Here is a 26,013-nt window from a genome sequence, read left to right as displayed (position 1 = left end):
ACTTTTGGAACTCAGGAACTCACATGCTCAATACGATCGTACGCAAGCTGGTCGGCTCGAAGAACGACCGCGAAGTCAAACGCATGCGCAAGGCCACCGAGGCCATCAACGCGCTGGAGCCGACGTTCGAAGCCCTCGACGATGCTGCGCTGACGGCCAAGACCGGCGAATTTCGCCAGCGCCTGGAGGCGGGCGAATCCCTCGACAAACTCCTTCCCGATGCCTTTGCCGTAGTGCGCGAGGCGAGTAAGCGCGTGATGGGAATGCGCCACTTCGACGTGCAGATGGTCGGCGGGATGACGCTGCACGAAGGGCGCATCGCCGAGATGAAGACCGGCGAGGGCAAGACCCTGGTCGGCACCCTGGCGGTCTACCTCAATGCCTTGACCGGCAAGGGCGTGCACGTGGTGACGGTCAACGACTACTTGGCGAGTCGCGATGCCGAATGGATGCGCCCTCTCTATGAGTTTCTCGACCTGAGCGTAGGGACGATCTTCTCCGGCCAGCCATCGTCCGAGAAGCGCGAAGCCTATGCATGCGATATTACCTACGGTACCAACAACGAATTCGGCTTCGACTATCTGCGCGACAACATGGCGTTTTCGCTGGATGACAAAGTCCAGCGTGCCTTGCATTACGCGATCATCGATGAGGTCGACTCGATTCTCATCGACGAAGCGCGTACGCCGTTGATCATTTCCGGCCCGGTCGAAGAGAACGTCGAGCTCTATCGGCGTATCAATCAGCTTTCTCAGGGGCTCGAGGAGTGCAGCGACGAAGAGGATCCCACCAGCGGGGACTTCACCCTCGATGAGAAGCAAAAACAGGTGGAGCTCACGGAAGCCGGTCACCAGAAGCTGGAAGGCTTGCTGCGTGACGCTGACATGCTGGGGCAGGACGACTCGCTGTACTCGGCCCAGAACCTGGGGCTCTTGCAACACGTGCATTCGGCATTACGCGCGCGCCACCTCTACCACCGCGATGTCGATTACATCGTCAACGATGGCGAAGTGGTGATCGTCGACGAGCATACCGGACGCAGCATGCCGGGGCGTCGTTGGTCGGAAGGGTTGCATCAGGCCGTCGAGGCCAAGGAAGGGGTCACGATACAGAAAGAGAGCCAGACGCTGGCTTCCACCACGTTCCAGAACTACTTCCGTCTCTACGAGAAATTGGCGGGGATGACAGGGACCGCCGACACCGAGGCCTTCGAGTTCCGTCAGATCTATGGGCTGGACGTCATGGTGATTCCCACCAACCGCCCGTTGGTGCGTGTGGACCATAATGACTTGGTCTACATGAGCGGCGAGGAAAAATTCGAAGCCATCATCGACGACGTCAAGACGCAACGCGAGGCCGGCCGGCCCGTGCTGGTGGGGACGGCATCGATCGAAACCTCCGAGTATCTCGCCAAGCTGATGCAGCACTATCAGATACCGCACAACGTGCTCAATGCCAAGCAGCACCAGAGTGAGGCCGAGATCATCTCCCAGGCCGGGCGTCCGGGGGCCGTGACCATCGCCACCAACATGGCCGGGCGCGGTACCGATATCGTGCTGGGCGGGAACTGGGAGGCCGAAGCGGCAGCCCTCGATAATCCCACCGACGAGCAAGTCGCGGAACTCAAGGCGGCATGGCAGGAACGTCACGATGCCGTGCTCGCCGCGGGCGGGCTTCATGTGATCGGTTCCGAGCGCCACGAATCACGGCGCATCGACAATCAGTTGCGTGGGCGTTCCGGCCGTCAGGGCGATCCCGGCTCGACGCGTTTCTTCCTTTCGCTGGAAGACAATCTCATGCGCTTGTTCGGCTCCGACCGCGTGCAGCGGCTGATGAGCGCCTTGGGGCTGGAACACGGTGAGGCGATCGAACACAAGATGGTTTCCAACGCCGTCGAGCGTGCCCAGAAAAAGGTGGAAGGTCGCAACTTCGATATCCGCAAGCAGTTGCTGGAATACGACGATGTCTCCAACGATCAGCGGCGCGTCGTCTATCAGCAGCGCGATGAGGTGCTCGCCACCGATGATCTCTCCTCGAATATCGCGGAGATCCGCGAGCAGGTCTTGTCCGAGGCCATCAGCAGTTACGTGCCGCCACAGAGCTTGGCCGAGCAATGGGACCTGCCGGGGCTACAGGATTACCTCAAGCAAGAGTTCAACCTCGATGTGCCGGTCGTGCAATGGGCGGAAGAGGACGAACACTTCCATGAAGAATTGCTGCGTGAACGCCTGCACGATCAGCACCGGGGACTCTTCGCCAGCAAGACGGAAGCGGTCGGTCCGGAGCTGATGCGGCGTTTCGAAAAGCAGGTCATGCTGCAGGTGCTCGACACGCGCTGGAAGGAACACCTGCAACACATGGACCACCTGCGTCGCGGTATCCATCTACGTGGATACGCACAGAAGAATCCCAAGCAGGAATACAAGCGTGAAGCCTTCGAGCTCTTCCAGGCGCTATTGGGCAACATCAAGCACGATGTCGTTCGCATCCTGAGTCATGTGCAGGTTCGGCGCCAGGAAGAAGTCGATGAGCTCGAGCATGAGCGGCGCGCCACACTGGAGCGCGAGCGAGCGGTCAGTCAGCCGGTCCACGATGATGCCGTGGCCTCGGCCGAGTCAGTGGCCGAAGGCGAAGAAGCACCCGCGGAGGGAGACGACGGTCAGCCGGTACGTCGCGAAGGCCCCAAAGTGGGGCGCAACGATCCGTGCCCTTGTGGCTCAGGCAAGAAATACAAGCATTGCCACGGCAAATTGAGCTGAGGCCGTGGTGAACGTGGCGTGAGGAGAGACGACATGGCGGTGGGGGAAGCACGTTTTCCGGCGATGCCGGCCATCGAAGGCATTCGCCTGGGGACTGCGATGGCGAGTATCAAGGCATCGGGGCGCCGCGATCTGGTGGTCATCGAGTTGCCCGCGTCGACGGCGTTGGCAGCGACGTTCACGCGCAATGCGTTTTGCGCGGCGCCGGTTCATGTGGCACGACGTCATCTCGAGGCGGACAGACCGCGTTACCTGCTGGTCAATACCGGTAACGCCAACGCCGGTACGGGTGAGCAGGGCATGCGCGATGCCGAGCAGAGTTGCCAGGCGTTAGGCGAGCTGGCGGGTGTCGCCGCGCAGTCCGTCTTGCCATTTTCGACCGGAGTGATCGGCGAGCCCCTGCCGGTAAAACGGCTCTGCGATGCCTTGCCGGAGGCGCTTGCCGCGTTAGCGTCGGATGGCTGGCAGACGGCGGCCGAGGGTATTCTGACCACGGATACGCGGACCAAGGGCGCTACCAGGCGTATCGAGATCGGCGGTCAACCGGTGACGATCAACGGGATCGCCAAAGGCTCGGGCATGATCAAGCCCGATATGGCCACCATGCTGAGTTTCGTCTTCACCGATGCCGCCATCGACAACGCGCGCCTGCAGCGATTATTGCGGCGTGCCGTCGATGACTCCTTCAACTGCATTACCGTGGATTCGGATACCTCCACCAATGATGCTTGTACATTGGCTGCCACCGGGCGCGGCGCGCGCATCGATAGCGACGAACATGAGGCGCGCTTTGCTGCGGCGTTGACCGAGGTACTGGTAGAATTGGCGCAGGCCATCATTCGTGATGCCGAGGGCGCGACCAAGTTCGTGACGCTCAAGGTCGAAGGGGCAAAGGCGCGGCAGGAAGCCTTGGATGTGGCGTTCACCGTAGCGCATTCGCCATTGGTGAAAACCGCGCTCTATGCCAGTGATGCCAATTGGGGGCGCATCTTGGCGGCGGTCGGACGCGCGCCGATACCCGATCTGGATGTGTCACGTGTCGCCATCGATCTCGGTGATGTCGCGCTCGTGGAATCCGGCGGCCGTGCGGCGTCGTACACCGAGGCCGCGGGCAGCGCGGTCATGGCCGAGTCCGAGATCACGATTCGTATCCGGCTTGGGCGCGGCGACGTGGCGGCGACGGTCTGGACGTCGGATCTGTCGCACGACTATGTCTCCATCAATGCCGACTACCGTAGTTGAAGGCGAGTCGTGAAGCACGGCTCGTCGAGTGCGGATGGCAGCAGCGATAAGCGGGCCCTCTTGGGCCCGCGGATCATGAACAGTCAGTCAAGGTGAAATGACCAACATGGTGAAAAGAAGGGTACACGTAGCGGCGGCTGCCATTATTCGTGAGGATGGCCACGTGCTGCTGGCACGCCGTCCTTCGATCGTCGATCAGGGCGGCCTATGGGAATTCCCAGGGGGCAAGCTGGCACCCTACGAAACCGGTTTTGAAGCGCTCAAGCGTGAACTACGCGAGGAACTGGGCGTGGATATTCTGCGCGCGCAGCCGCTCATTCGCGTTCACCATGAATATGCCGACAAGCGCATTTTACTCGATGTCTGGCAGGTGCATGAATTCCAGGGTGAGCCCTATGGGCGCGAAGGCCAGGCGGTGCGCTGGGTACCGCAGCATGAGCTGCATAATTATCCGTTCCCGGAAGCCAACCATCCGATCTTGCGTGCGGTGTGTCTGCCGCACGAGTATCTGATCAGTGATGAGGAATCCGATGACACGGTTTTTCTCGGCAAGCTCGAGCGAGCACTGCGCGACGATCATGTGCGGCTGGTACAACTGCGTGCCAAGACGCTGGATGACAACGCCTACCTGCAGCGTGCCGAACAAGCCCTGGCGCTCTGTCGGCGTTACCAGGCACGCTTGATCCTCAATGGCGACCCCGCACTGCTCGACGATATCGAGGCCGATGGCATCCATCTACCCAGTCGTTCCCTGATGGCGCTCAAGCATCGCCCCATTGCGCATGACAAATGGCTGGGGGCCTCGACGCACGATCCTCAACAGCTTGAACAGGCTGCTGAGATTGGCTGCGATTTCGTGACCTTTTCACCGGTACGCGTGACGCCTAGCCATCCTGACACCGCCCCGGTCGGCTGGCACGATTTCCAGCAACTGGTGGAGACGGCGGCCATGCCGGTTTATGCCCTGGGCGGAGTAACGCGGGGCGATGTCGATCAGGCTCGAGCAGTGGGGGCCCAAGGGATCGCAACGATTCGCGACCTCTGGAAATAACGCGCTCGACGCACTTTTCATGCGCCGCGTATCGACGGCTCGCCTTCTTGGCGGGCCGTTGGTGTGTAATGCGTCATTGACGCGGTTCGCCGCGTTCCAGGTCATCGATCAGGCGGTCGAGGTCGGCCTCGTCCATGGCAGGCTCTCCCGCGATACGGTGGGATTCATCGGCCCAGGCGCCAAGATCGAGCAAGCGACAGCGCTTCGAGCAGAAGGGGCGATACGGGTTGTCGGTTGTCCAGGCGACCTTGGTGCGACACTGGGGGCAAGCGACTTCAAGGGGGCGGTCTTGGGATGTCTCCGTCATGCTAAGGCGAGTGCTCCTGATGGGTGCCATCGAATAATTGCCGGTAACGCGCATCGAGCAAGGCGACCTGCGCCTTCAGTGCGGTCATGTCACCATGATTTTCGATGATGTCGTCGGCAAGGGCCAACCGCTCTTGGCGGGGCATCTGGGCGGCGAGGATAGCATGGGCCTGGGCTTCGCTCACGTCATCGCGTGCTTGGGTGCGCGCCACTTGAAGCGTTTCGGGAACATCGATGACCAGACGACGGTCGACCAACGACACTTGGTCCGTCTCGAACAGCAGCGGTGAGACGAGTAGCGCATAAGGGGCGTCGCCCTCACGTAACGCCTCGAGACGCTCGCACAAGCGCTGGCGGATGCGTGGATGCGTGATGCTTTCCAGCCATTGGCGCTCGTCGTCATCGGCGAACACGATGTCGCGCAAGGCACGGCGATGCAACTCGCCGTGCGCGTCGAGCACCGCCTTGCCGTAACGTGCGACGATAGCGTCAAGTGCGGGCTCGCCCGGGGCGACGATATCGCGTGCCACGAGGTCGGCATCGACCCAGGGAATGCCCCGTTCGGCAAACATGTCGGCGACGGTGGACTTGCCCGACGCGATACCGCCGGTTACACCGATGATGGCGGCGGTGGATGTCATTGCACAGTGCTCATAAGCCGGTCCAGGCGCGTAATGGTGTACCCAAGAGTATCGTGATCCAGCCGGCGAGGGCGAGAAAGGGGCCGAACGGCAGCGGCATGCCCCGCAGGCGCGGCAGCGAGAACTGTAGCAGTATGCCGATGATGGCGCCCAGCCCGGCGGAAAGCATCAGTAATAACGGCAGCATCGTCCAGCCGAGCCAGGCGCCCAGCGCTGCCAGCAGCTTGAAATCACCATAGCCCATGCCTTCCTTCCTGGTCAGCCATTTGAACAGCCAGTAGAAGCTCCACAGCAGCACGTAGCCGGCCATGGCACCGACCACGGCGTTCCCGAGCATGTAGGGCTGAAAGAGGAGCTGATAGAGCAGGCCCGCCCACAGCAAGGGCAAGGTGATGATATCGGGGAGCAACTGGGTGCGCAGATCGATGACCGCCAGTACCAGCAGTGCCAGGCACAGCCCGCTCCAGGCCAGCGCCGCCCAGGTGGCGCCCTGTACGATGATGACGCTCGCCACCAAGAGGCCCGCCATCAGTTCGATGAGCGGATATTGCACGCTGATGCGCGCCTGGCAATGCGCGCAGCGACCACGACGTTTGAACCACCCGATGAGGGGCAGGTTGTCGTGCCAGGCGATAGGCTGGCGACAGCTCGGACATTGCGAACGCGGCGTGCACAGGTTGTAGCGCGCCACCTCTTCCTCCGGAAGCGCCAGTGCATCGCGTGCTTCCTGGCGCCATTGCTGCATCAGCATCACCGGCAGACGCACGATGACGACATTGAGAAAACTGCCCAGCAAGGTACCGAGAACGAATGCCATTGCGGCCAGCCACGGTAAAGGGATATCGGCGAGCAACGTGTCACTCCTGCAACGAACGCCCCCGGCGAAGGCCGGGGGCGGATAAATTGGTAAACGCGATAGCGTCCTAGATGGCCGAGCCCATTTCGAAGATTGGCAGGTACATCGACACCACGAGGCCGCCGACCAGCACACCCAACACCACGATGATGAAGGGTTCGAGCAACGATGTCAGGGCGTCGACCTTGGTGTCGACATCCTCCTCGTAGAAATCTGCCACCTTGTTGAGCATGGCGTCCAGCGCGCCGGATTCTTCGCCTACGCCGATCATCTGCACGGCCAGGTTGGGGAAGCGTCCGGTGGCACGCATCGCGAAGTTGAGTTGCTGGCCACTGGCGACGTGTTCACGCACTTCCTCGATGGCGTGCTGGTAGACACGGTTACCGGTCGATCCCGCGGCGGTATGCAGGGATTCGACCAGCGGAACGCCGGCACTGAAGGTCGTCGCCAGGGTCCGCGAGAAACGTGCCACCGACGACTTGTCGAGGATATCGCCGATCACCGGCAGGCGCAGCATCAGCCCATCGACGCGATAGGCGAAGCGCGGCGAGCGGCGTATGCCGAGGCGGACCAGCAGGCCGGATGCGATCAAGGCGCCCAGCAAGTGTAGCCAATACGCCTGGACCCACTCCGAGAGAGAGATGGTCAATTGCGTAAAAGCGGGGAGGTCGGCGCCGAAGCCGCGAAACAGGCTCTCGAATTGCGGTACGACCTTGATCAGCAGCAGGGCCGTTACCCCCATGCCCACCAGCACCACGGCGGCGGGATAATAAAGCGCCTTGCGCACGCGGGCTCGCAGCGAGTCGATCTTTTCCTTGTAGCTGGCGACACGTTCGAGCATGCGCTCCAGTGACCCGGATTGCTCACCGGCTTCGACCATGTTGACGAACATGCGGTCGAAGTGTTGGGGATGTTGCGCCAATGCTTCGGAGAAGCTGGCACCGGCCGAGACTTCATTCATCAGCGTCTCGATGAGGTGATGCATGGCGGGACGCTTGAGGCTTTCCGACACCACGCTGAAGGCTTGCAGCAAGGGGATGCCGGCACGGATCATGGTTGCCATCTGGCGCGCGAACAGGGTGATGTCCTGGGGGCGTATGCGACCGATGCCGAAGGGGCTGCGCACGCGCTGGATGCGCTTGACGAGGATGCTCTGGCGTCCTAGCTCTTGACGCACGCCCATTTCATCCGCAGCGACCAGTTCGCCTTGAATGCTTTCACCGCGGGCGTTCTTGCCCTTCCACCGCCAGCGGTGCAGGACGACGCGCCGAGGCGTCTTGCTGCGTGTCGCTACCGCCATGTCGTTACCCTCATGTCACTTGCCCTGGTCGCTCATTCGAGCACTACGCGGTTGATTTCCTCGAGGCTGGTAATGCCTGCGAGTACTTTGCTCAGCCCGCTGCGCCGAAGATCGGGATGGCCTTCTTGACGGGCCAGTTCGCCGAGTTCCAATGAATTGCCGTCGGCCATGATCAGTTTGCTCATGGCTTCGCTGACGGGGAGTACCTCATAGAGACCGACGCGTCCTTTGTAGCCGTGGGTGCATTGCGTGCAGCCCGTGGCGCGATAGCAGGTCGCGGTCTCGACTTCTTCTGCCGTGAAGCCTGCATCGAGGAAGAGTTCCCGAGGCAGCTCGACGGGTGACTTGCAGTGGGGACACAAGTGACGTACCAGGCGCTGGGCGACGATCAGGGTCACCGAACTGGCAATGTTGTAGGCCGCCACCCCCATATTGCGTAGCCGTGTCAGGGTTTCCGCCGCCGAGTTGGTGTGCAGCGTCGAGAGCACCAGGTGGCCGGTCTGCGCGGCCTTGACGGAGATCTCCGCGGTCTCCAGGTCGCGGACCTCGCCGACCATCACCACATCGGGATCCTGGCGCAGGAAGGCGCGCAGTGCGCTGGCGAAATCCAGCCCGATCTTGGGCTGTACATTGACCTGGTTGATGCCGTCCAGCTTGAGCTCGACGGGATCCTCGGCGGTGGCGATGTTGCGCGCATCGGTATTGAGAATATTGAGCCCGGTATACAGGGTCACGGTCTTGCCGCTGCCGGTGGGCCCGGTGGCGAGTATCATCCCCTGTGGCTGCGCCAGGGCATGCTCGAAGAGCGCCTTCTGCTCTTCCGTGAAGCCCAGGGCATCGATGCCCAGGCGAGTGGCGCCGGCGTCCAGCAAGCGCAGGACGATTTTCTCGCCGTGCACCGTGGGCAGCGTGCTGACACGGAAGTCGATGGTGCGCGAGGCCGAGACACGCAGTTTGATGGCGCCATCTTGCGGTAAGCGGCGCTCGGAGATATCCAGACGCGACATCACCTTGAGACGTGCCGACAGACGCGCACGCAGATTGTACGGCGGCCGTGCGACCTCGACCAGGATGCCATCGATACGAAAGCGGATGCGGAAGGCCGACTCATAAGGCTCGAAGTGGATATCCGAGGCACCGCGGCGTGCGGCATCGAGCATCATCTTGTGCACGAAGCGGACCACCGGGGCGTCGTCGTCATCGGTGTCGAGCCCGTCGTCGAGAGGATCGACATCATCGAGATCCAGCGTCTCGAGCGCTTCGCTGGCATCGTCGAGGGCTTCGAGCATGCCGTGGGTCTCGCGGTGCGTCAGATAACGTTCGATGGCCGGCTTCAACTGATCGCTGGCCACCAGCACGCCTTCGGCGGTGAGTCCGGTGGTGAACTGCAGTTCATCGAGCTGGGCCAGCGTCGAGGGGTAGGGAATCGCCACGCTGATGTGGCGCTCGCCACGCGCCAGCGGCAAGATCCCGAGGCGGCGGATCAGGGTATCGGACACCCCCTCGCCGATGGGCAGGCGCTCGTGGCTGACGGCCTCCAGGTCGACGAAGGGCAGGCCATATTCCCACGCGGCGCTTTGGGTGGCCTCGCGCGCCGAGACCCAGCCCTGCTCGATGACATGCTCGAGCAGCGACTGATGCGTGTCGCGCACGGTTTCCAGAGCCTGCTGCGCCTGGGACGTCTCGATCAGGCCTTCCGTGACCAAACGAGCGGCGAGCCCGGTCAAAAAAGGTGCGCCGGATGTGGGGGGAGACGACGATGAAGACGAATGCATAGGCGTTCCGACACCAAAAGGAGTGACCAGGCGGGGCGGCCTCTACCCCATGACTTCTTGCATCCTACCCCATGCATGCCCGCTTTGGAGACCCTTGGCATGAGCTATCTCGTCAATAAGCATATGGGTATAGGATCGGCGGGTTTTCAGTAAACTTTAACCTCGATCATCTTGCCAGCATGGGAAGTGTAATTTAACGTAACATCCTAGATGGCTGCCTGGCCGAGAGCCGGCAGGTGATCCACGCCTCGCTGGAGTGCCCGCAACGCGTTATCATCCATCCACGCCGGGCTCGCCAAAAGGCGAACAGCAGGGTATTCAACAAGGGGTTACAGGAGAATTTCATGGAACGTCAGCAACGCGGTTTCACGCTCATCGAACTGATGATCGTCGTCGCGATCATCGGCATCCTCGCCGCCATCGCCATACCGCAGTACCAGAATTATGTGGCGCGCTCACAATTCGCCGAAGCGCATTCACTGCTGGGCGGCGCCAAGATTTCCATTCAGGAACGTGTCGATCAGGGCGCCACCTTTACCAGTGCGGATGATCTTGGCATCAGGACTGAGGGTGAGTACGGTGCTATAACTGACGTCGTTGGCGTGAGTGAGGGAGGTAACGCCAATGGTCCTGCCAGCGTGACGTATACTTTCGGTTCGGGTACTACATCGGCTAGTTCTAGCTTGACGGCAGCAAACGCCAACACGGTCACTTACACGTATGCCCAGGCACAGGGCGATAATTTCCGTTCATGGAGCTGTACGACTACCGTCCCTGAGCAATATGTATCTAATTGCACATCCACAGCAGGTGATACATAAAATCGCAGATTCGGAGGCCGGCATTCGCCGGCCTTTTTAGTCTCTCGATTTCGGATTGTCTCTGAGGCCCTTCGTTCTTGTTCCTTCTCTCTTATCTCTTAAACCTTCCAGCTTCCCGCTTCAGTACAACGCCTTCCCTTCGTCGACGACTTCTTTCAACACTTCCAGAAACAGCCGGTCGGCTTCCGAGTGCTCGCTAGGGTCCTCGGGGATGTGCACGCTGGTATTGCCCGAGATTTCGTTGGCAATGGTGGCCCACATCTGGCGGCTGTCGCCGTCGTCGGTGTAATGGGCGCGGGCGATGGCGAGGGACTGCTCGAGAATCGCCGGATCCTGCAACAGCTTCTTGATGAATTCACGCAGCTCGTTGATGATCCGGACTTTCTGCATTTCGGACGCGGAACTCATGGGGCTCTCTCCGTGTGGTTCATGCGGGATGGCGTGCCGTGCGGCCACGGCGTCGCCCATCGGCTCGCAGGATGATGACGCGGACGATAGCACATCGTCGCCGCGGACGGCAGTGGGCCGCCAAGGTGAATGCAGGCGCCGCCATGCGGGTGGAGAAAGTCCCGCGCGCTCTTTATAGTAGCGCCCCATGATGATGACGCGGCGCCGGCGGTGGCCGCGCGCATGGGGCGAGGAGGTGGTCAGGTGGCGGTGATTCATCCGCGTATCAAACGCAGTCTGGTGGTGTCTGCGCCGGTGGTCAGGATCTTGGCGGTGCTGCTGGGCGTGCTGGCGACCTTGATGATCGCGCCGCTGGGCATCTTGACCCTTGAAGGCGACCCAGATCGTCTGGCCTTTGCGCTGTCGATCGCCATCGTGGCGGGGACGGCGTGCGTCATGTGGTGTGTGACGCATGGCGTCGAGATTCTGCTGCGGCCGCGCCAGATGTTCATCCTCACCACCCTGAGCTGGGTGCTGGTGAGTGCCGGCGCGAGCTTGCCGTTGATCCTGGGGGCGCCGCAGTTGTCCTTCACGGATGCCGTCTTCGAATCCATCTCGGCGATCACGACCACCGGGTCGACCGTATTGGTGGGCATCGATGACTTGTCCGACGGCCTCAAGCTTTGGCGTGGCCTGATGCAGTGGCTGGGCGGCATCGGCATCATCGTCATGGCGATCGCCATCCTGCCGTTTCTCAAGGTCGGCGGCATGCGCCTGTTCCAGACCGAGTCGTCGGACTGGTCCGACAAGGTGCTGCCGCGTGCCGGTGGCATCGCCAAGGCCAGCGGTGCGATCTACCTGGGCGGTACCCTGATGGCGATGGTGGCGTACTACCTGGCAGGCATGACGCCGCTGGATGCCGTCGTGCATGCCATGAGCTCGATGTCCACCGGGGGCTTCGCGAACTCGGATGCCTCTTTCGGGGTTTATCACGATCGCCCACTGATTCTGTGGCTGGCGTCGTTCTTCATGCTGTGCGGCGCACTGCCGTTCGTGCTGTTCATTCGTGCGCTGCGTGAGACGCCGTATGTCTTGTGGCGAGACCAGCAGGTACGAGGGTTGATAGGGGTGCTGGTGGTCGTGATCCTGGGGTTGACCGCGTATCGCGTTGCCGCCGGGGTGCCTATCTTCGCGGCGCTGACCCAGGTCGCCTTCAACGTGATCTCGGTGGTGACCACCACCGGCTATGCGTCCGCTGACTATACCCAGTGGGGGCCGTTGGTCGTCGCGGCGTTCTTTTATCTGACCTTCGTCGGCGGTTGCAGTGGCTCCACCAGTGGCGGCATGAAGATATTCCGTTTTCAGATCGGTGCCATCATGCTATTCACCCAATTGCGCCATCTCGTGCATGCCCAAGGGGTCTTCGCGCAACGTTATAACGGGCAGCCGCTGAGCGATGAGGTCGTGCGTGGAGTCATTGCGTTTTCGTTCTTCTTCTTCCTGACGATTGCGGGGCTGGCGCTGGGGCTGGCGATGCTGGGGCTGGATCTGGTCACCGCATTGTCAGGCGCGGCCACCGCCGTGGCCAACGTCGGCCCCGGGTTGGGGCCGATCATCGGGCCGGCGGGGAATTTCTCTTCGCTACCCGATGCGGCCAAGTGGCTCTTGAGTCTGGGCATGCTGATGGGGCGCCTGGAGATTCTCACCGTGCTGGTGCTGCTGACGCCCACGTTCTGGCGGAAGTGACGCGTCAGACGTCTTCCTCGATATGGCCGGCGCGGTTGAGGATGGGGTTGGCGTATTGGCGCAACCACCAATGGCGCAGGTGATCGGGCACCGTGGCCAGGCGTGCCTCGAAGCGTGAACGGTCGGCATCGGTGACGTCGCTGAGGTCGACCAGTTCCGGTGCCAGCCCGGTCGCTTCCAGCGCGAGTTGATGGCTGGGAAACATGTGGTAGTTCATCAATACCTGGCGATCGATTTCCTCGGTGACGGCTTCCGGGGTCGTGAACGCGCTGCCCAGGGGGGTGCCGAAGGTCAGGCGGATACGGCCCTTGTGGCCCGTGATGCCGGCGACGATGGATTGAATATCCTCGAATTCGACCTTGTCGTAGCGGCCTTCCGTATGACGCGCATACAGTTCACGTGCCTTCTGCAGATCGCAGGGGTCGTATTCGTAGCTGATGGACACCGGCACCAGGCGTAGCTCGGAGACGGCGGCACCGATATCGGCATCGCCGTCATCCATGCGTTGGGCCATGCCCAGCATCTTGACGATGGCGGTATCGGCGCGATCGATGCCGTCCTTGGCGCGTCCTTCGCGCTCGGCGATCCAGATCGAGTGGTTATCGGCGGTGATCGAATGGCGGATATAGCGCGATAACGTTTGATAGGCCTGCAGCATCGCGCGCTTGCCTTTGGCCGAGCGCGGCACGATGAAACTCTTGTTGAGACGCATCAGGTCATTGACGAACGGCTTTTGCAGCAGGTTGTCGCCAATCGCGATGCGCACGGTATTGCGGCCTTCCTGGTAGAGCGCGTAGTTGACGAACGCCGGGTCCATGGCGATGTCGCGATGATTGCCGATGAACAGGTAGGCCTTGTCGGCGTCGAGGTGCTCGAGGCCTTCGATCTCGAAGCCATCCGTGGTGGTGGCGATCATCCGGGCCATGTAGCGCGCGATGCGCTGCTGAAAGGCGGCGACGCTGTCGATGTTGCGCATTTCATGTTGCAGCCCCAGGCGCGCGATGAAGCGCGCCACGGGGGGCGCGTAGCGCGCCAGCCGTGGCAGGCGAAAATGCGTGATGGCGTCGAGCAGTTCGTCGCAATGCGCCAGGCGATCGAGTACGGCGGCCACCTCATCGTCCTGATAAGGACGAATGGCGTCGAAATCGTGGAGAGCGGATTGAGGAGTCGATGCGTGCGTCATGATGTCGGTGCTGCCGGATCGGCTTCGCCGCCCAGCCAGTCGATGAGTTGTTCGATGAATCCAGAGAGCACTTGGGCCATGAGAGCGAAGTCCGTTTCCAGGCGTAGCGTGGGGTCGTCATCGTCTTCTTGCTGCGCGGCTTCGTCGAGCAAGGCATCGGCGAAGCGCAGCGATTTGAGCGTCAGGTCGTCGTGCAGGACCAGCGACAGTTGATCCTCGACATCCAGTGCCAGACGACTGGCCTGACGTCCACTGGCGAGGACACTCTGCACTTCGTCGCCGTCGAGGTCGATACCACGTGCGCGCCAGACACCCTCGTCGCCGTTGGCGTCCTTGAGTTCGACCTGATCGCCTAGACGCAGGGCTTCGGGGCGTGAGGCGGCATCTTCGAGCCAGGTCGTCATGCTGCGCGACGGCAGCTGGCGCACGGCCAGTGGCGTGACCTTCAGTGAGCCCAGTGACTGACGCAGCAGGTCGAGGGCGTCCTCGGCTCGGGCGCGGCTGGCGCAGTTGACGGCGATGAGGTGGCGACGGGTATCCCACCATATATCGATGCGCTGGCTACGCGTGAAGGCCTGCGGCAAGAATTCCTCCACGACTTGTTCCTTGAGTGCCTGGCGCTCGCGGCGCGGCAAGGGGCGGCCTTCGGCGGCCTCGCGCTCGGCGGCACGCTCCTCGACTTCCTCGCGTACCACCGAGGCCGGTAGCAGGCGCTCCTGGCGCAGCAAGGACAGCAGGCGGTGGCCCTGAATCTCATGGGCGAGCTGTTGACCGTGCCGACCCGCGGGGCGTTGCCAGCCGAGGCGCTTGCCTTCACTAGGCGACACCGGACGAAAGGCGAAGGCTTCGAGTGCCGTTTCGAGTGCCTCGAGCGCGATGGGTGTCGTGTCGTGCAGACGATAGAGATGCAAGTGCTTGAACCACATGAGCCTGTTCCGTCACAAAGGGGCTCATTATGGCGAAACGCCAGGGCGGGTGCCACTCCCCACGTCCGACACGCTTAGAACTCATTGCCAAGCCTGCCGCATTGTCTCGTGAAATGGTATGATGGCGCGATTCGGGTCCGCTTCGCGGTGGGCCCGCCATCGAAGCTTAATGATTGCTGTGACGGCCATTGGCGTCGAGCGCTGAAGAGTGGTCTGTGACGCGTCTCGCGACGCGTCCAGCCACTGTTCGTTTCATTCAGTGCCATGACCGATGGTATGGCGCGGTGCAAAGGATTGAACGACCCATGGGTGAGATCGCCAGAGAAATTCTGCCAGTCAATATCGAGGACGAACTCAAGCAGTCGTATCTCGATTACGCCATGAGCGTGATCATCGGCCGTGCGTTGCCGGATGTACGAGATGGCCTCAAGCCCGTGCATCGGCGCGTTTTGTACGCCATGCACGAACTTGGCAATGATTGGAACAAGGCCTACAAGAAGTCGGCGCGTGTCGTGGGTGACGTGATCGGTAAATATCACCCGCACGGGGATAGCGCGGTCTACGACACCATCGTGCGCATGGCGCAGACATTCTCGATGCGCTATGTGCTGGTCGATGGCCAGGGCAACTTCGGTTCCATCGACGGCGACAGCGCGGCGGCCATGCGCTACACCGAAGTGCGCATGGCGCGGCTTGCCCATGAGCTGCTGGCCGACCTGGAAAAGGACACCGTCGACTGGGTCGACAACTACGACGGCACCGAGCGGATTCCCGAAGTATTGCCGACCAAGGTGCCCAACCTGCTGGTCAACGGTGCTTCGGGCATTGCCGTGGGGATGGCGACCAACATCCCACCGCACAACATGGGCGAAGTGATCGACGGCTGTCTGGCGTTGATCGATGACTATACGCTCAGCATCGACGATCTCATGGCATATATCCCGGCCCCGGACTTCCCCACCGGTGGCATCATCAACGGGCGTGCCGGGATTCTCGATGCCTATCGCACTGGGCGTGGGCGCATCTACGTACGCGCCAAGCATACCATCGAGCATGACGACAAGACCGGGCGCGACCACATCATCGTCACCGAGCTGCCGTATCAGGTGAACAAGGCGCGCTTGATCGAGAAAATCGCCGAATTGGTCAAGGACAAGCGTGTCGAGGGGATCGCCGAGTTGCGCGACGAGTCCGACAAGGAAGGCCTGCGCGTGGTGATCGAGGTCAAGCGCGGCGAATCCGGCGAAGTGGTCGTCAACAACCTGTTCGCGCATACGCAATTGCAGACCGTTTTCGGCATCAACATGGTCGCGCTGGATGGCGGTCAACCGAAGATCCTCAACCTCAAGGAAATCCTCGAAGCCTTCGTTCGCCACCGTCGCGAGGTGGTGACGCGGCGCACCCTGTTCGAGCTCAAGAAGGCACGCGATCGTGGCCATATTCTCGAAGGCCTGGCGGTGGCGATCTCCAACATCGACGATGTGATCGAGCTCATCAAGGCCTCGCCCTCGGCGGCCGAGGCCAAGGAAAAACTGATCGCGCGCGCCTGGCAGCCGGGGCAGGTGACCGGCATGCTCGAACGGGCCGGGGCGACGTCCTGCAAGCCGGAGGATCTCGACGAAGGCTATGGACTCGCCGACAACGAGCGTGAATATCGTCTATCGCCGGCCCAGGCCCAAGCGATTCTGGAATTGCGTCTGCATCGTCTGACCGGACTCGAAACCGAGAAACTGCTCGACGAATACTTGTCGATTCTCAAGCGCATCGCCGAGCTCAACGAGATTCTGGCCTCGCCGGAACGTCTGCTCGAGGTCATCCGTGAGGAACTCGAGGCCATCCGTGCGCAGTACGGTGACGCGCGCCAGACCGAAGTGCAGGCCAGCCATCTGGATTTGACCATCGAGGATCTGATCAACGAAGAAGACATGGTGGTCACCATCTCGCGCAGCGGCTACGCCAAGACACAGCCGCTTTCCGACTACCAGGCCCAGCGGCGGGGCGGTCGAGGCAAGTCGGCGACGAGCATGAAAGACGAAGACATCATCGAACACCTGCTGGTGGCCTCGACGCACGATACCGTGTTGCTGTTCTCCAACCGCGGCAAGGTCTATTGGCTCAAGGTCTACGAGATGCCGAATGCCAGCCGTGGTTCGCGTGGCAAGCCCCTGGTCAACATGTTGCCGCTCGATGATGGCGAGTCGATCAACGCCATCTTGCCGGTGCGCGAATACCGTGACGATTGCTACATCTTCTTTGCCACCGCCAAGGGAACCGTCAAGCGGACCTCGCTGGAGCAATTCTCGCGGCCGCGCAGCGTGGGCTTGATCGCCATCGATCTCGAAGAGGATGACCGTCTGGTCGGCGCTGCCATTACCTCCGGCGACGATCACGCCATGCTGTTCTCGTCCAATGGCAAGGCCATCCGCTTCGAGGAAAGCAAGGTCCGCGCCATGGGACGTACCGCACGCGGTGTGCGTGGCATGCGCTTGCAGGGCGAGGCCGAGGTGATCAGCTTGATCATTCCGCAGTCGTTGACCATCGATGCCGAAGCCGACGCTACGGGTGATGACGCCGAGGAGATCGCGCCCCAGACAGTCAGTGACGATCAGGTCTATATCCTCACCGCCTCCGAGAACGGCTATGGCAAGCGCACGCGCCTCGATGAGTTCCCGCTGCGTGGACGTGGTGGTCAAGGGGTGATCGCGATGCAGACCTCGCAGCGCAATGGCGCCCTGGTGGCGGCCATTCAGGTACGCGACAGCGATGAAATGATGCTGATCACCGACAAGGGCACCCTGGTGCGCACGCGGGTCGGTGAAGTCTCGGTCAGCTCGCGCAATACGCAAGGCGTTACCCTGATCCGTACCGGCGACAACGAACATCTGGTGGCCACGGTACGGGTCGATGAGCCGGTAGAGGAGCAAGCCCCCGATGAAGAAGGGGTAGCGGTCGACGAGGCGACGCCCACGCCGGAGGATGGCGAGGCGCCACAAGGCGATTGAGTCTCAATGCGGCCGCTTCTTCGGGAGTGGTCGCTTTACGTTTGGAAACACGCTGATGACACGCAAATTCAATTTCTGTGCCGGTCCAGCGGCACTCCCCGACCCCGTGCTCGAGCGCGCCCGCGACGAGTTGCTCGACTATCAGGGGCATGGCCTGTCGGTCATGGAAATGAGCCACCGTAGCGATACCTTTACGCAGATCGCCCTGCGGGCCGAGCGCGATCTGCGTGCTTTGCTGGCCGTACCCGACAATTACCGAGTGCTGTTCATGCAGGGCGGTGCCTCCAGCCAGTTCGCGATGGTGCCCTATAACCTGCTGGGTACGGGGGGCACGCCGAACTATCTGTACACCGGCATCTGGGGCAAGAAGGCGATCAACGAGGCGCGTCATCTCGCGGGCGCCCATGTGGCGGCCTCGAGCGAAGCCAATGGCTTGACGGCGGTACCGCGTCCCGAGGACATGGCCTTGTCGTCGGACGCTGCCTACCTGCATTACACGGCCAACGAAACCATCGGCGGCCTGGCATTCGACTACATTCCCGAGGTTGGCGACGTGCCGCTGGTGTGCGACATGTCGTCCTCGATTCTCTCGGGCCCGTTGGATGTATCGCGTTTCGGGATCATCTACGCAGGCGCTCAGAAGAACATCGGTCCGGCGGGGTTGACCCTGGTCATCGTGCGCGAGGACCTGCTCGAGCGTGCCTTGCCGAAAACCCCGACCATGCTCAACTACCGGGTCATGGCCGAGAACGGCTCGATGCTGAATACGCCGCCGACCTACGCCTGGTATCTGTCGGGGCTGGTATTCGACTGGCTGCGACATGACGTCGGTGGTCTCGAGGCGATGGATCGGCTCAACGCGCGCAAGTCCGAGAAGCTCTATGCGGCCATCGACGCCAGCGATTTTTATTCCAACCCCATCGCCAAGGCGAATCGTTCACGCATGAACGTCCCCTTCGTGCTGGCGGACGAAGCGCTCAATGACGCGTTTCTCAGCGATGCCGAGGCGGCGGGGCTGTTGAATCTCAAGGGGCACCGTAGCGTGGGCGGCATGCGTGCCAGCCTTTACAATGCCGTGCCGGAAGCGGCGGTGGATGCTTTGGTCGATTTCATGCGGGAGTTCGAACGACGCCATGGCTGATCACGATATGTCCGATAAGAAAACGCCAGCCACGTCGGCAGACTTGCCGGCACTGCGCGAGCGGATCGATACGCTGGACAGCGAGATTCTCGAGCTGATCAGCGAACGAGCGCATTGCGCGCAACAGGTGGCCCAGGTGAAAACCGACACCGACTCGCAGGCGACGTTCTATCGTCCTGAGCGCGAGGCCCAGGTGCTGCGGCGCATCATGGCGCTCAACAAAGGCCCCCTCGACGACGAGGAAATGGCACGTCTGTTTCGCGAGATCATGTCGGCGTGCCTGGCGCTGGAGCGACCGGTCAAGGTGGCCTATCTAGGCCCCGAAGGCACGTTCACTCAGCAGGCGGCGCTCAAGCATTTCGGCGATAGCGCGGTGAGCCTGCCGATGGCGGCCATCGATGAGGTCTTTCGAGAGGTGGAAGCAGGGGCGGCGCATTTCGGCGTCGTTCCGGTGGAAAACTCCACCGAGGGGATCGTCAATAGCACCCTGGATACCTTCATGGATGCCAGCCTGCGCATCTGTGGCGAGGTGGTGTTGCGCATTCACCATCACTTGCTGGTCTCCAGTAACACGCGCCGTGACAAGGTGTCGCGCATCTATTCGCATCCCCAGTCCCTGGCGCAGTGTCGCAAGTGGCTGGATGCGCACTTTCCCAATGCCGAGCGGGTCCCGGTATCGTCCAACGCCGAGGCGGCGCGCCTGATCAAGAGCGAATGGCACAGCGCGGCGATCGCCGGGGATATGGCCGCCAAGCGCTACGAACTCGAGAAGGTCGCCGAGAAGATCGAGGATCGTCCCGATAACTCAACACGCTTTTTGATCATCGGGCATCAGGACACGCCGATTTCCGATGATGACAAGACGTCCATTGTCGTCGCCATGCGCAACCAGCCCGGGGCGCTGCACGACTTGCTCGAGCCGTTCCACCGCCACAAGATCGATCTGACACGCGTCGAGACACGGCCGTCACGCACGGGCGTCTGGAACTATGTGTTCTTCATCGACTTCAAGGGGCATCGCGACGACCCGCAGGTCGCGGCGGTGCTGGAGGAAATCACGTTACGGGCCGCCGAGCTCAAGGTGTTGGGTTCCTATCCAGTGGGTGTGCTGTAAATGTCGGTGCGGTCTTGTGTGCCGACTGAGCGCGCTATCCTCATCATTGGATTGGGGCTGATCGGCGGTTCCCTGGCGGCAGCCTTGAAAGAAGCGGGGTTTGCAGGTCGGATACTGGCCTGTGACCGTGACGCTGACGAGGTGGCGCGCGGGATCGATATGGGCCTGATCGATGCCGGTAGCCCCGAGCTGGCCCCTTGGGTCGCCGAAAGCAGCCTGATCGTGCTGGCGGTGCCGGTATTGGCGATGGAAGGTGTGCTGCGAACGCTGGCCCCGCACCTCGCCGATCAGGCGATCACTGATGTCGGCAGCACCAAGGGCGCCATCGAGGCGGCGGTCGAGCGCGTTTTTGGCAGCATGCCGCCGCGTTTCGTGCCCGGACATCCGATCGCGGGCTCCGAGAAGAGCGGCGTGGCGGCGTCCGACCCCGGGCTTTATCGACAGCATAAGGTCATACTGACCCCACGCGCCGATACCGATCCCGACGCTCTGGCCCGCGTGAGGGCATTATGGGCGGCATGCGGCGCGCAGCTGCTGGAAATGGACGTGGCGCGCCACGATCAGGTCTTGGCGCGTACCAGCCATCTCCCGCATTTGTTGGCGTTTTCGTTGGTCGATACCCTGGCGCGTCAGGATGAGCGCCTGGACATCTTTCGCTATGCGGCGGGGGGCTTTCGCGATTTTACGCGCATCGCCGGTAGCGACCCGGTCATGTGGCGCGATATCTTCAGTGCCAACCGCGAGGCGGTGCTTGGTGCACTGGATGAATTCGAGGCGGGTGTCGCCCGTTTGCGCCGTGCCGTGATCGATGATGATGGCGATGCCATGCTGGCGATCTTCGATCGTGCCAGTCATGCGCGGCAGTATTTCGATACGCTTTTGAACCAGACGAGTTATCAAGCGATGGAACAACGCAATATCCGTTACCGCGTGACTCCCGGTGGCGATGTGCGCGGCCGGATCCGCGTGCCCGGGGACAAATCGATCTCGCACCGCTCGATCATGCTCGGTGCACTCGCCGATGGCGTGACCGAGGTGCATGGTTTTCTCGAAGGCGAGGACAGCCTGGCGACCCTGCAGGCGTTTCGTGAAATGGGCGTGGCCATAGAGGGACCGCATCAGGGACGCGTGACCATCCATGGCGTCGGCCTGCACGGCCTGACGGCGCCTGCCGGTCCCCTTTATGTGGGCAATTCGGGCACCGCCATGCGTTTGTTCGCCGGCTTGCTCGCCGGACAGGCCTTCGATACCGAACTGACCGGCGATGTGTCCCTCAACAAACGGCCGATGGGACGTGTCGCCGATCCCCTGCGCGAGATGGGGGCGGTGATCGAAACCGCTGAGGGTGGCCGGCCGCCGCTGACCATTCGCGGTGGCCAGGCACTTCGCGGCATTCGCTATGACATGCCCATGGCGAGTGCCCAGGTGAAGTCCTGTCTCTTGTTGGCGGGACTCTATGCTCAGGGTGAAACCCGGGTGCGGGAACCGGCACCGACGCGCGATCACACCGAGCGCATGCTCAATGGCTTCGGTTACGCGGTGCAGCGCGACGGCGACGAGGCCTGGTTGCAAGGCGGTGGCCGCTTGACGGCGGCGCCTATCGACGTGCCGTCGGATATCTCCTCAGCGGCGTTCTATCTGGTGGCGGCGGCCATTACGCCTGGCTCGGATCTGCTCCTCGAGCATGTGGGTACCAATCCGACGCGTATCGGAGTGATCAACATCCTCAAGGCCATGGGCGCCGATCTTGAGTTGCTCGATCCTCGGGAAGTCGGCGGTGAGCCGGTCGCCGACATCCGAGTGCGGCATGCGCCGCTCAAAGGAATCGATATCCCCGTGGATCAAGTGCCGCTGGCCATCGATGAATTTCCCGTGTTGTTCGTGGCCGCTGCCAATGCCGAAGGCGTGACCCGGCTGCGTGGTGCGGAAGAGTTGCGCGTCAAGGAATCCGATCGCATCCAGGCGATGGCCGATGGCCTGACCGCACTGGGCGTGGACAATACCGTGTATCCCGATGGCATCGACATCGTCGGTCGTGCCGACGTCAGCGATACGCACGGCGCGCATTATCGCGGCGGGCATGTCGAGAGCCTGGGCGATCATCGCATCGCCATGGCTTTCGTCATCGCTGCGCTGCGTGCCGCTGACGACATCGTCATCGAGGACTGTGCCAACGTCGCGACGTCGTTCCCGGGATTCGTCGATCTGGCGCGTCGCGTGGGGCTGTCCCTTGAAGAGCAGGAGGCGTCATGACCCCGTCGCCTGACGAAATCCCTGTACTGACCGTCGATGGTCCGGGTGGGGCGGGTAAAGGGACGGTCAGTCGCTTGATCGCCGAGCGTCTGGGATGGCATTTGCTGGATTCCGGGGCATTGTATCGCCTCACGGCATTGGCGGCGCTCAAGCATGGCCTGGCACTGGACGATGAAGCAGCGCTTGCGTCCTGCGCCGCAACCCTGGATGTCCGCTTCGTGGCATGTGCTGGCGAAACGCGTATCGAGCTGGAAGGTCGCGACGTGAGCGGCGACATTCGCACCGAGCAAGTGGGTGACGCGGCCTCTCAAGTAGCGTCGCTGCCGCGGGTGCGAGAGGCGCTGCTGATGCGTCAACGCGATTTTCGCGACTGGCCGGGGCTGGTCGCGGATGGGCGTGACATGGGGACGGTGGTCTTTCCCCGGGCGTCGCTGAAAATCTACCTGACGGCTTCGGCGGAAGAGCGGGCGCGGCGTCGCCATGAACAGTTGCTGAATGCCGGTCGGGATGCTAATCTAACGAGTCTTCTAGAGGAAATTAAGGCTCGTGACACGCGCGACATGCAGCGCGCGGTAGCGCCACTCAAGCCGGCAGACGATGCTGTCTTGTTGGATAGCACGAGTCTTGCGATACCGGACGTGGTGGAGTGTATCGAAAGGCTGCTCAGTGCACGTGGGCTCGGCGCCTCCCGAACTGAGTAGCTGGGGTGAAACGGGCACCCATCCGGAGACCCTGGCCAGACGTCATGACGTGTGCGGGCGACAACCGAGAGCCTTCGCAGGTCGAACCAGCGCCAACGTCCCCAGGGATATGTAGGAAAGGCCCGCGCTTGCTGGTGGTGCGGAGAATGAGCGGCCCGGCCGCTATTAACGTTGATCACGTAGGAACAACATGAGCGAAAGCTTTGCTGAACTGTTCGAACAGTCTCTCCAAGACATCAACATGGAACCCGGTGCCATCGTCATGGCCACCGTGGTCGATATCGAAGGTGACTGGATTACCGTCAATGCGGGTCTGAAGTCAGAGGGGCAAATCCCCGTGGCGCAGTTCCGTGATGACAACGGCGAATTGACCATCGCCGTGGGCGATGAAGTCAAGGTTGCCCTTGAAGCCGTCGAAGATGGCTTCGGTGAGACGCGTCTGTCTCGCGAAAAGGCCAAGCGTGCCGAGGCCTGGAAAGAGCTGGAAGCGGCCTTCGAAAAGGAAGAAATCGTCAAGGGCGTGATCAACGGCAAGGTAAAGGGTGGCTTCACGGTCGACGTCTCTTCCATCCGTGCCTTCCTGCCGGGTTCTCTCGTCGACGTGCGCCCGGTTCGCGATACGGCTCACCTCGAGCATAAAGAGCTGGACTTCAAGGTCATCAAGCTCGATCCCAAGCGCAATAACGTCGTGGTCTCTCGCCGCGCCGTTCTCGAAGCCGAGAACAGTGCCGAGCGTGAAGCGCTGCTGTCGACGCTTCAGGAAGGTCAGCAGATCGACGGTATCGTCAAGAATCTGACCGACTATGGCGCGTTCGTCGATCTGGGCGGCGTCGATGGCTTGCTGCACATCACCGACATGGCGTGGAAGCGTATCAAGCATCCCAGCGAGATCGTGGCCGTGGGCGACGAGATCAACGTCAAGGTGCTCAAGTTCGATCGCGAGCGCAATCGTGTGTCTCTCGGCTTGAAACAGCTGGGCGAAGATCCGTGGGTCAACATCAAGGATCGTTATCCGGAAAACACCCGCGTCAACGCCCGCGTCACCAACCTGACCGACTATGGCTGCTTCGCCGAACTCGAAGAGGGTGTCGAAGGCTTGGTTCACGTTTCCGAAATGGACTGGACCAACAAGAACATCCATCCCTCCAAGGTGGTTCAGGTCGGTGATGACGTCGAAGTCATGGTGCTGGATATCGACGAGGAACGTCGTCGTATTTCCTTGGGCATCAAGCAGTGCACCACGAATCCGTGGGAAGACTTCAGCGCGCGTTATAACAAGGGCGACCGTGTCTCCGGCACCATCAAGTCGATCACCGATTTCGGTATCTTCATTGGTCTGGAAGGCGGCATCGACGGCCTGGTTCACCTGTCCGACATTTCCTGGAGCGAGCCCGGCGAAGAAGCCGTGCGCAAGTTCAAGAAGGGCGACGAAGCCGAAGCGGTCATCCTCTCGATCGATCCGGAACGTGAGCGTATCTCGCTGGGTATCAAGCAGCTCGAAACCGATCCGGTCTCCGAGTATCTGGCCGTCAACGACAAGGGGGCCATCGTCACCGGTCGCGTCGTTGAAGTCGATGCCAAGGAAGCCCACGTCGAGCTGGCGACCGATGTCGTGGCCGTGCTGAAAGCGTCCGAGATCAGCCCTGATCGTGTCGAAGACGCGCGCAACGTGCTCAACGAAGGCGATAGCGTCGAAGCCAAGATCGTTGGTGTCGATCGCAAGAACCGCGCCATCAATCTGTCGATCAAGGCGAAGGATCAGGCCGATACGCGCCGGGCGATGGGTAAACTGCGGGATCAGGAAGCTGAGCCGGAGCCATCAGGCCCGACCACCATCGGTGATCTGATCAAGCAGCAGATGGGCGGCGAATAAGCTATATCGCTACCGCGTCTTGTACGCGGTAGCGGAGGTTTTTCTCTGGCCGAAAAAAAACCGCGCCTCTTTTGAGGCGCGGTTTTTTTATGTCTAGGCGTCGGGACTCTAGCGTGATTCCTTCCCATGCCCCGGGCTGCCAGCCTGCTCGAGTGTCGATAATACGCCGCGTAGAATGGACAGTTCCTTGCGGGAGGGCTGTGCACGCGCGAAGAGGGCGCGCAGATGATCTTCGGTACGCGCGTGGGGCTGAGTCAGAAATCCCGATGTCACCAAGGCCTCATGCAAATGTGTCTCGAAATGGGCCATCTGGTCGCGGGTCGGGAGTGAAGGCGGCGTTTGCGGGCTCGCCGGGCTGGCCTGGTGATGACGCCAGGCTCGGCGCGCTTCGTAGGCCAGGATTTGCACTGCCTGGGCGAGGTTGAGCACGCCGTAATCCGGGTTGGCGGGGATGCTGACCTGATGCGTGCAATGGCGAATTTCATCATTCGTGAGCCCGGAGCGCTCGCGGCCGAATACCAGGGCCACCGGGGCGTCCTGTGCATGCGCGATCAATTCGGCGGCCATGGGCTCGGGATCGTCGAAATGCGGCAAGGGAAGGCTGCGTAGGCGTGCGCTGGCGCCCACTACCTGGACGCAGTCGTCTACGGCTTGCGCCATGTTGTCGACGACGCGTGCATTATCGACGACGTCCGTGGCACCGGCGGCCAGTCGAGTCGCTTCGGCATCGGGGAAGCGACGAGGATTGACCAATACCAGGTCACCCAGGCCCATGGTTTTCATGGCGCGCGCCGCCTGGCCGATATTGCCAGGGTGGAACGTTTGAACGAGTACGATACGAATATTGGAAAGCATAGAACATCGCGAGGCAGTCTAGGGCAGGGCGATAGTGTACTTGGGCTACGGGCTACGGGCTACGGGCTACGGGCTACGGGC

General features: G+C 61.7%; 20 protein-coding genes. 11 read left to right on the top strand and 9 right to left on the bottom strand.

Annotation, left to right across the window (positions count from 1 at the left end; genetic code table 11):
* The first annotated feature begins 23 nt into the window (after positions 1-23).
* The 3 genes from secA to C8E00_RS08280 all read left to right on the top strand — a co-directional run bounded on the left by secA (position 24) and on the right by C8E00_RS08280 (position 5,052).
* A complete protein-coding gene (gene secA / locus C8E00_RS08290; protein WP_133696784.1) occupies positions 24-2,759 on the top strand; it encodes a preprotein translocase subunit SecA in 2,736 nt (911 codons plus the stop codon).
* Positions 2,760-2,792: 33 nt separating this feature from the next.
* Positions 2,793-4,001 carry a bifunctional glutamate N-acetyltransferase/amino-acid acetyltransferase ArgJ gene (gene argJ, locus C8E00_RS08285; RefSeq protein WP_133696782.1) on the top strand — a complete coding sequence of 403 codons (1,209 nt, stop codon included), beginning with the start codon at positions 2,793-2,795 and terminating at the stop codon, positions 3,999-4,001.
* A 106-nt stretch (positions 4,002-4,107) separates the two neighbouring features.
* Positions 4,108-5,052 carry a Nudix family hydrolase gene (locus tag C8E00_RS08280; RefSeq protein WP_133696780.1) on the top strand — a complete coding sequence of 315 codons (945 nt, stop codon included), beginning with the start codon at positions 4,108-4,110 and terminating at the stop codon, positions 5,050-5,052.
* 73 nt (positions 5,053-5,125) lie between these two features.
* Here C8E00_RS08280 and yacG read toward each other — a convergent pair whose 3' ends face one another.
* From yacG to pilB, 5 genes are all read right to left on the bottom strand, one after another.
* Complete coding sequence (gene yacG / locus C8E00_RS08275) at positions 5,126-5,359, bottom strand: DNA gyrase inhibitor YacG (RefSeq protein ID WP_133696777.1); 234 nt, start codon at positions 5,357-5,359, stop codon at positions 5,126-5,128.
* Between the two features lies 1 nt (position 5,360).
* Positions 5,361-5,999 (bottom strand): dephospho-CoA kinase, encoded by a 639-nt coding sequence (gene coaE / locus C8E00_RS08270; protein ID WP_133696774.1) that lies wholly within the window; start codon positions 5,997-5,999, stop codon positions 5,361-5,363.
* 10 nt (positions 6,000-6,009) lie between these two features.
* Positions 6,010-6,852, bottom strand: coding sequence for a prepilin peptidase (locus C8E00_RS08265; RefSeq protein WP_424948542.1), 843 nt, complete (start codon positions 6,850-6,852; stop codon positions 6,010-6,012).
* A gap of 70 nt (positions 6,853-6,922) precedes the next feature.
* Positions 6,923-8,155: a type II secretion system F family protein gene (locus C8E00_RS08260; protein ID WP_133696772.1), complete on the bottom strand. Its 1,233-nt coding sequence runs from the start codon at positions 8,153-8,155 to the stop codon at positions 6,923-6,925.
* A gap of 32 nt (positions 8,156-8,187) precedes the next feature.
* Positions 8,188-9,930 carry a type IV-A pilus assembly ATPase PilB gene (gene pilB / locus C8E00_RS08255; RefSeq protein ID WP_133696769.1) on the bottom strand — a complete coding sequence of 581 codons (1,743 nt, stop codon included), beginning with the start codon at positions 9,928-9,930 and terminating at the stop codon, positions 8,188-8,190.
* A gap of 344 nt (positions 9,931-10,274) precedes the next feature.
* On the opposite strand from pilB, the gene C8E00_RS16730 reads away from it, so the two are divergent.
* Complete coding sequence (locus C8E00_RS16730; protein ID WP_133696766.1) at positions 10,275-10,751, top strand: pilin; 477 nt, start codon at positions 10,275-10,277, stop codon at positions 10,749-10,751.
* Between the two features lie 120 nt (positions 10,752-10,871).
* On the opposite strand, the gene C8E00_RS08245 is transcribed toward C8E00_RS16730, so the two are convergent.
* Positions 10,872-11,159, bottom strand: a complete 288-nt coding sequence (locus C8E00_RS08245; protein ID WP_133696764.1) for a hypothetical protein — start codon at positions 11,157-11,159, stop codon at positions 10,872-10,874.
* A gap of 243 nt (positions 11,160-11,402) precedes the next feature.
* Here C8E00_RS08245 and C8E00_RS08240 point away from each other — a divergent pair, with 243 nt between their 5' ends.
* Positions 11,403-12,884, top strand: coding sequence for a TrkH family potassium uptake protein (locus tag C8E00_RS08240; protein WP_133696762.1), 1,482 nt, complete (start codon positions 11,403-11,405; stop codon positions 12,882-12,884).
* Positions 12,885-12,888: 4 nt separating this feature from the next.
* On the opposite strand, the gene C8E00_RS08235 is transcribed toward C8E00_RS08240, so the two are convergent.
* Together C8E00_RS08235 and C8E00_RS08230 are read right to left on the bottom strand one after the other, a co-directional pair.
* Positions 12,889-14,067, bottom strand: a complete 1,179-nt coding sequence (locus C8E00_RS08235) for a 1-acyl-sn-glycerol-3-phosphate acyltransferase (RefSeq protein ID WP_133696759.1) — start codon at positions 14,065-14,067, stop codon at positions 12,889-12,891.
* Complete coding sequence (locus tag C8E00_RS08230; protein ID WP_133696757.1) at positions 14,064-14,993, bottom strand: recombination-associated protein RdgC; 930 nt, start codon at positions 14,991-14,993, stop codon at positions 14,064-14,066. Before C8E00_RS08230 ends, C8E00_RS08235 begins: the two co-directional genes overlap by 4 nt.
* Positions 14,994-15,298: 305 nt before the next feature.
* Between C8E00_RS08230 and gyrA the strand changes: the two genes are divergently transcribed.
* The 6 genes from gyrA to rpsA all read left to right on the top strand — a co-directional run bounded on the left by gyrA (position 15,299) and on the right by rpsA (position 25,077).
* Complete coding sequence (gene gyrA, locus C8E00_RS08225; RefSeq protein ID WP_133696754.1) at positions 15,299-17,995, top strand: DNA gyrase subunit A; 2,697 nt, start codon at positions 15,299-15,301, stop codon at positions 17,993-17,995.
* Between the two features lie 55 nt (positions 17,996-18,050).
* Positions 18,051-19,136 carry a 3-phosphoserine/phosphohydroxythreonine transaminase gene (gene serC / locus C8E00_RS08220; protein WP_133696752.1) on the top strand — a complete coding sequence of 362 codons (1,086 nt, stop codon included), beginning with the start codon at positions 18,051-18,053 and terminating at the stop codon, positions 19,134-19,136.
* Complete coding sequence (gene pheA / locus C8E00_RS08215; protein WP_424948541.1) at positions 19,129-20,250, top strand: prephenate dehydratase; 1,122 nt, start codon at positions 19,129-19,131, stop codon at positions 20,248-20,250. The genes serC and pheA overlap by 8 nt, the downstream gene beginning before the upstream one ends.
* The gene (locus C8E00_RS08210) at positions 20,251-22,503 is read left to right on the top strand and encodes a bifunctional prephenate dehydrogenase/3-phosphoshikimate 1-carboxyvinyltransferase (protein ID WP_133696750.1); all 2,253 of its coding nucleotides are present in this window, start codon (positions 20,251-20,253) and stop codon (positions 22,501-22,503) included.
* The gene (gene cmk / locus C8E00_RS08205; protein ID WP_133696748.1) at positions 22,500-23,204 is read left to right on the top strand and encodes a (d)CMP kinase; all 705 of its coding nucleotides are present in this window, start codon (positions 22,500-22,502) and stop codon (positions 23,202-23,204) included. Before C8E00_RS08210 ends, cmk begins: the two co-directional genes overlap by 4 nt.
* Positions 23,205-23,394: 190 nt before the next feature.
* On the top strand, positions 23,395-25,077 hold the full coding sequence (gene rpsA / locus C8E00_RS08200; RefSeq protein ID WP_133696745.1) for a 30S ribosomal protein S1: 1,683 nt from the start codon (positions 23,395-23,397) through the stop codon (positions 25,075-25,077).
* A gap of 108 nt (positions 25,078-25,185) precedes the next feature.
* Here the strand turns inward: rpsA and C8E00_RS08195 are convergent, their stop codons facing one another.
* Positions 25,186-25,932, bottom strand: a complete 747-nt coding sequence (locus C8E00_RS08195; RefSeq protein WP_133696743.1) for an RNA methyltransferase — start codon at positions 25,930-25,932, stop codon at positions 25,186-25,188.
* Positions 25,933-26,013: the final 81 nt, after the last annotated feature.

This window comes from Chromohalobacter marismortui (assembly GCF_004364315.1).
Classification (GTDB): Bacteria; Pseudomonadota; Gammaproteobacteria; order Pseudomonadales; family Halomonadaceae; genus Chromohalobacter; species Chromohalobacter marismortui.
This window is presented reverse-complemented; position numbering and strand designations above follow the sequence as displayed.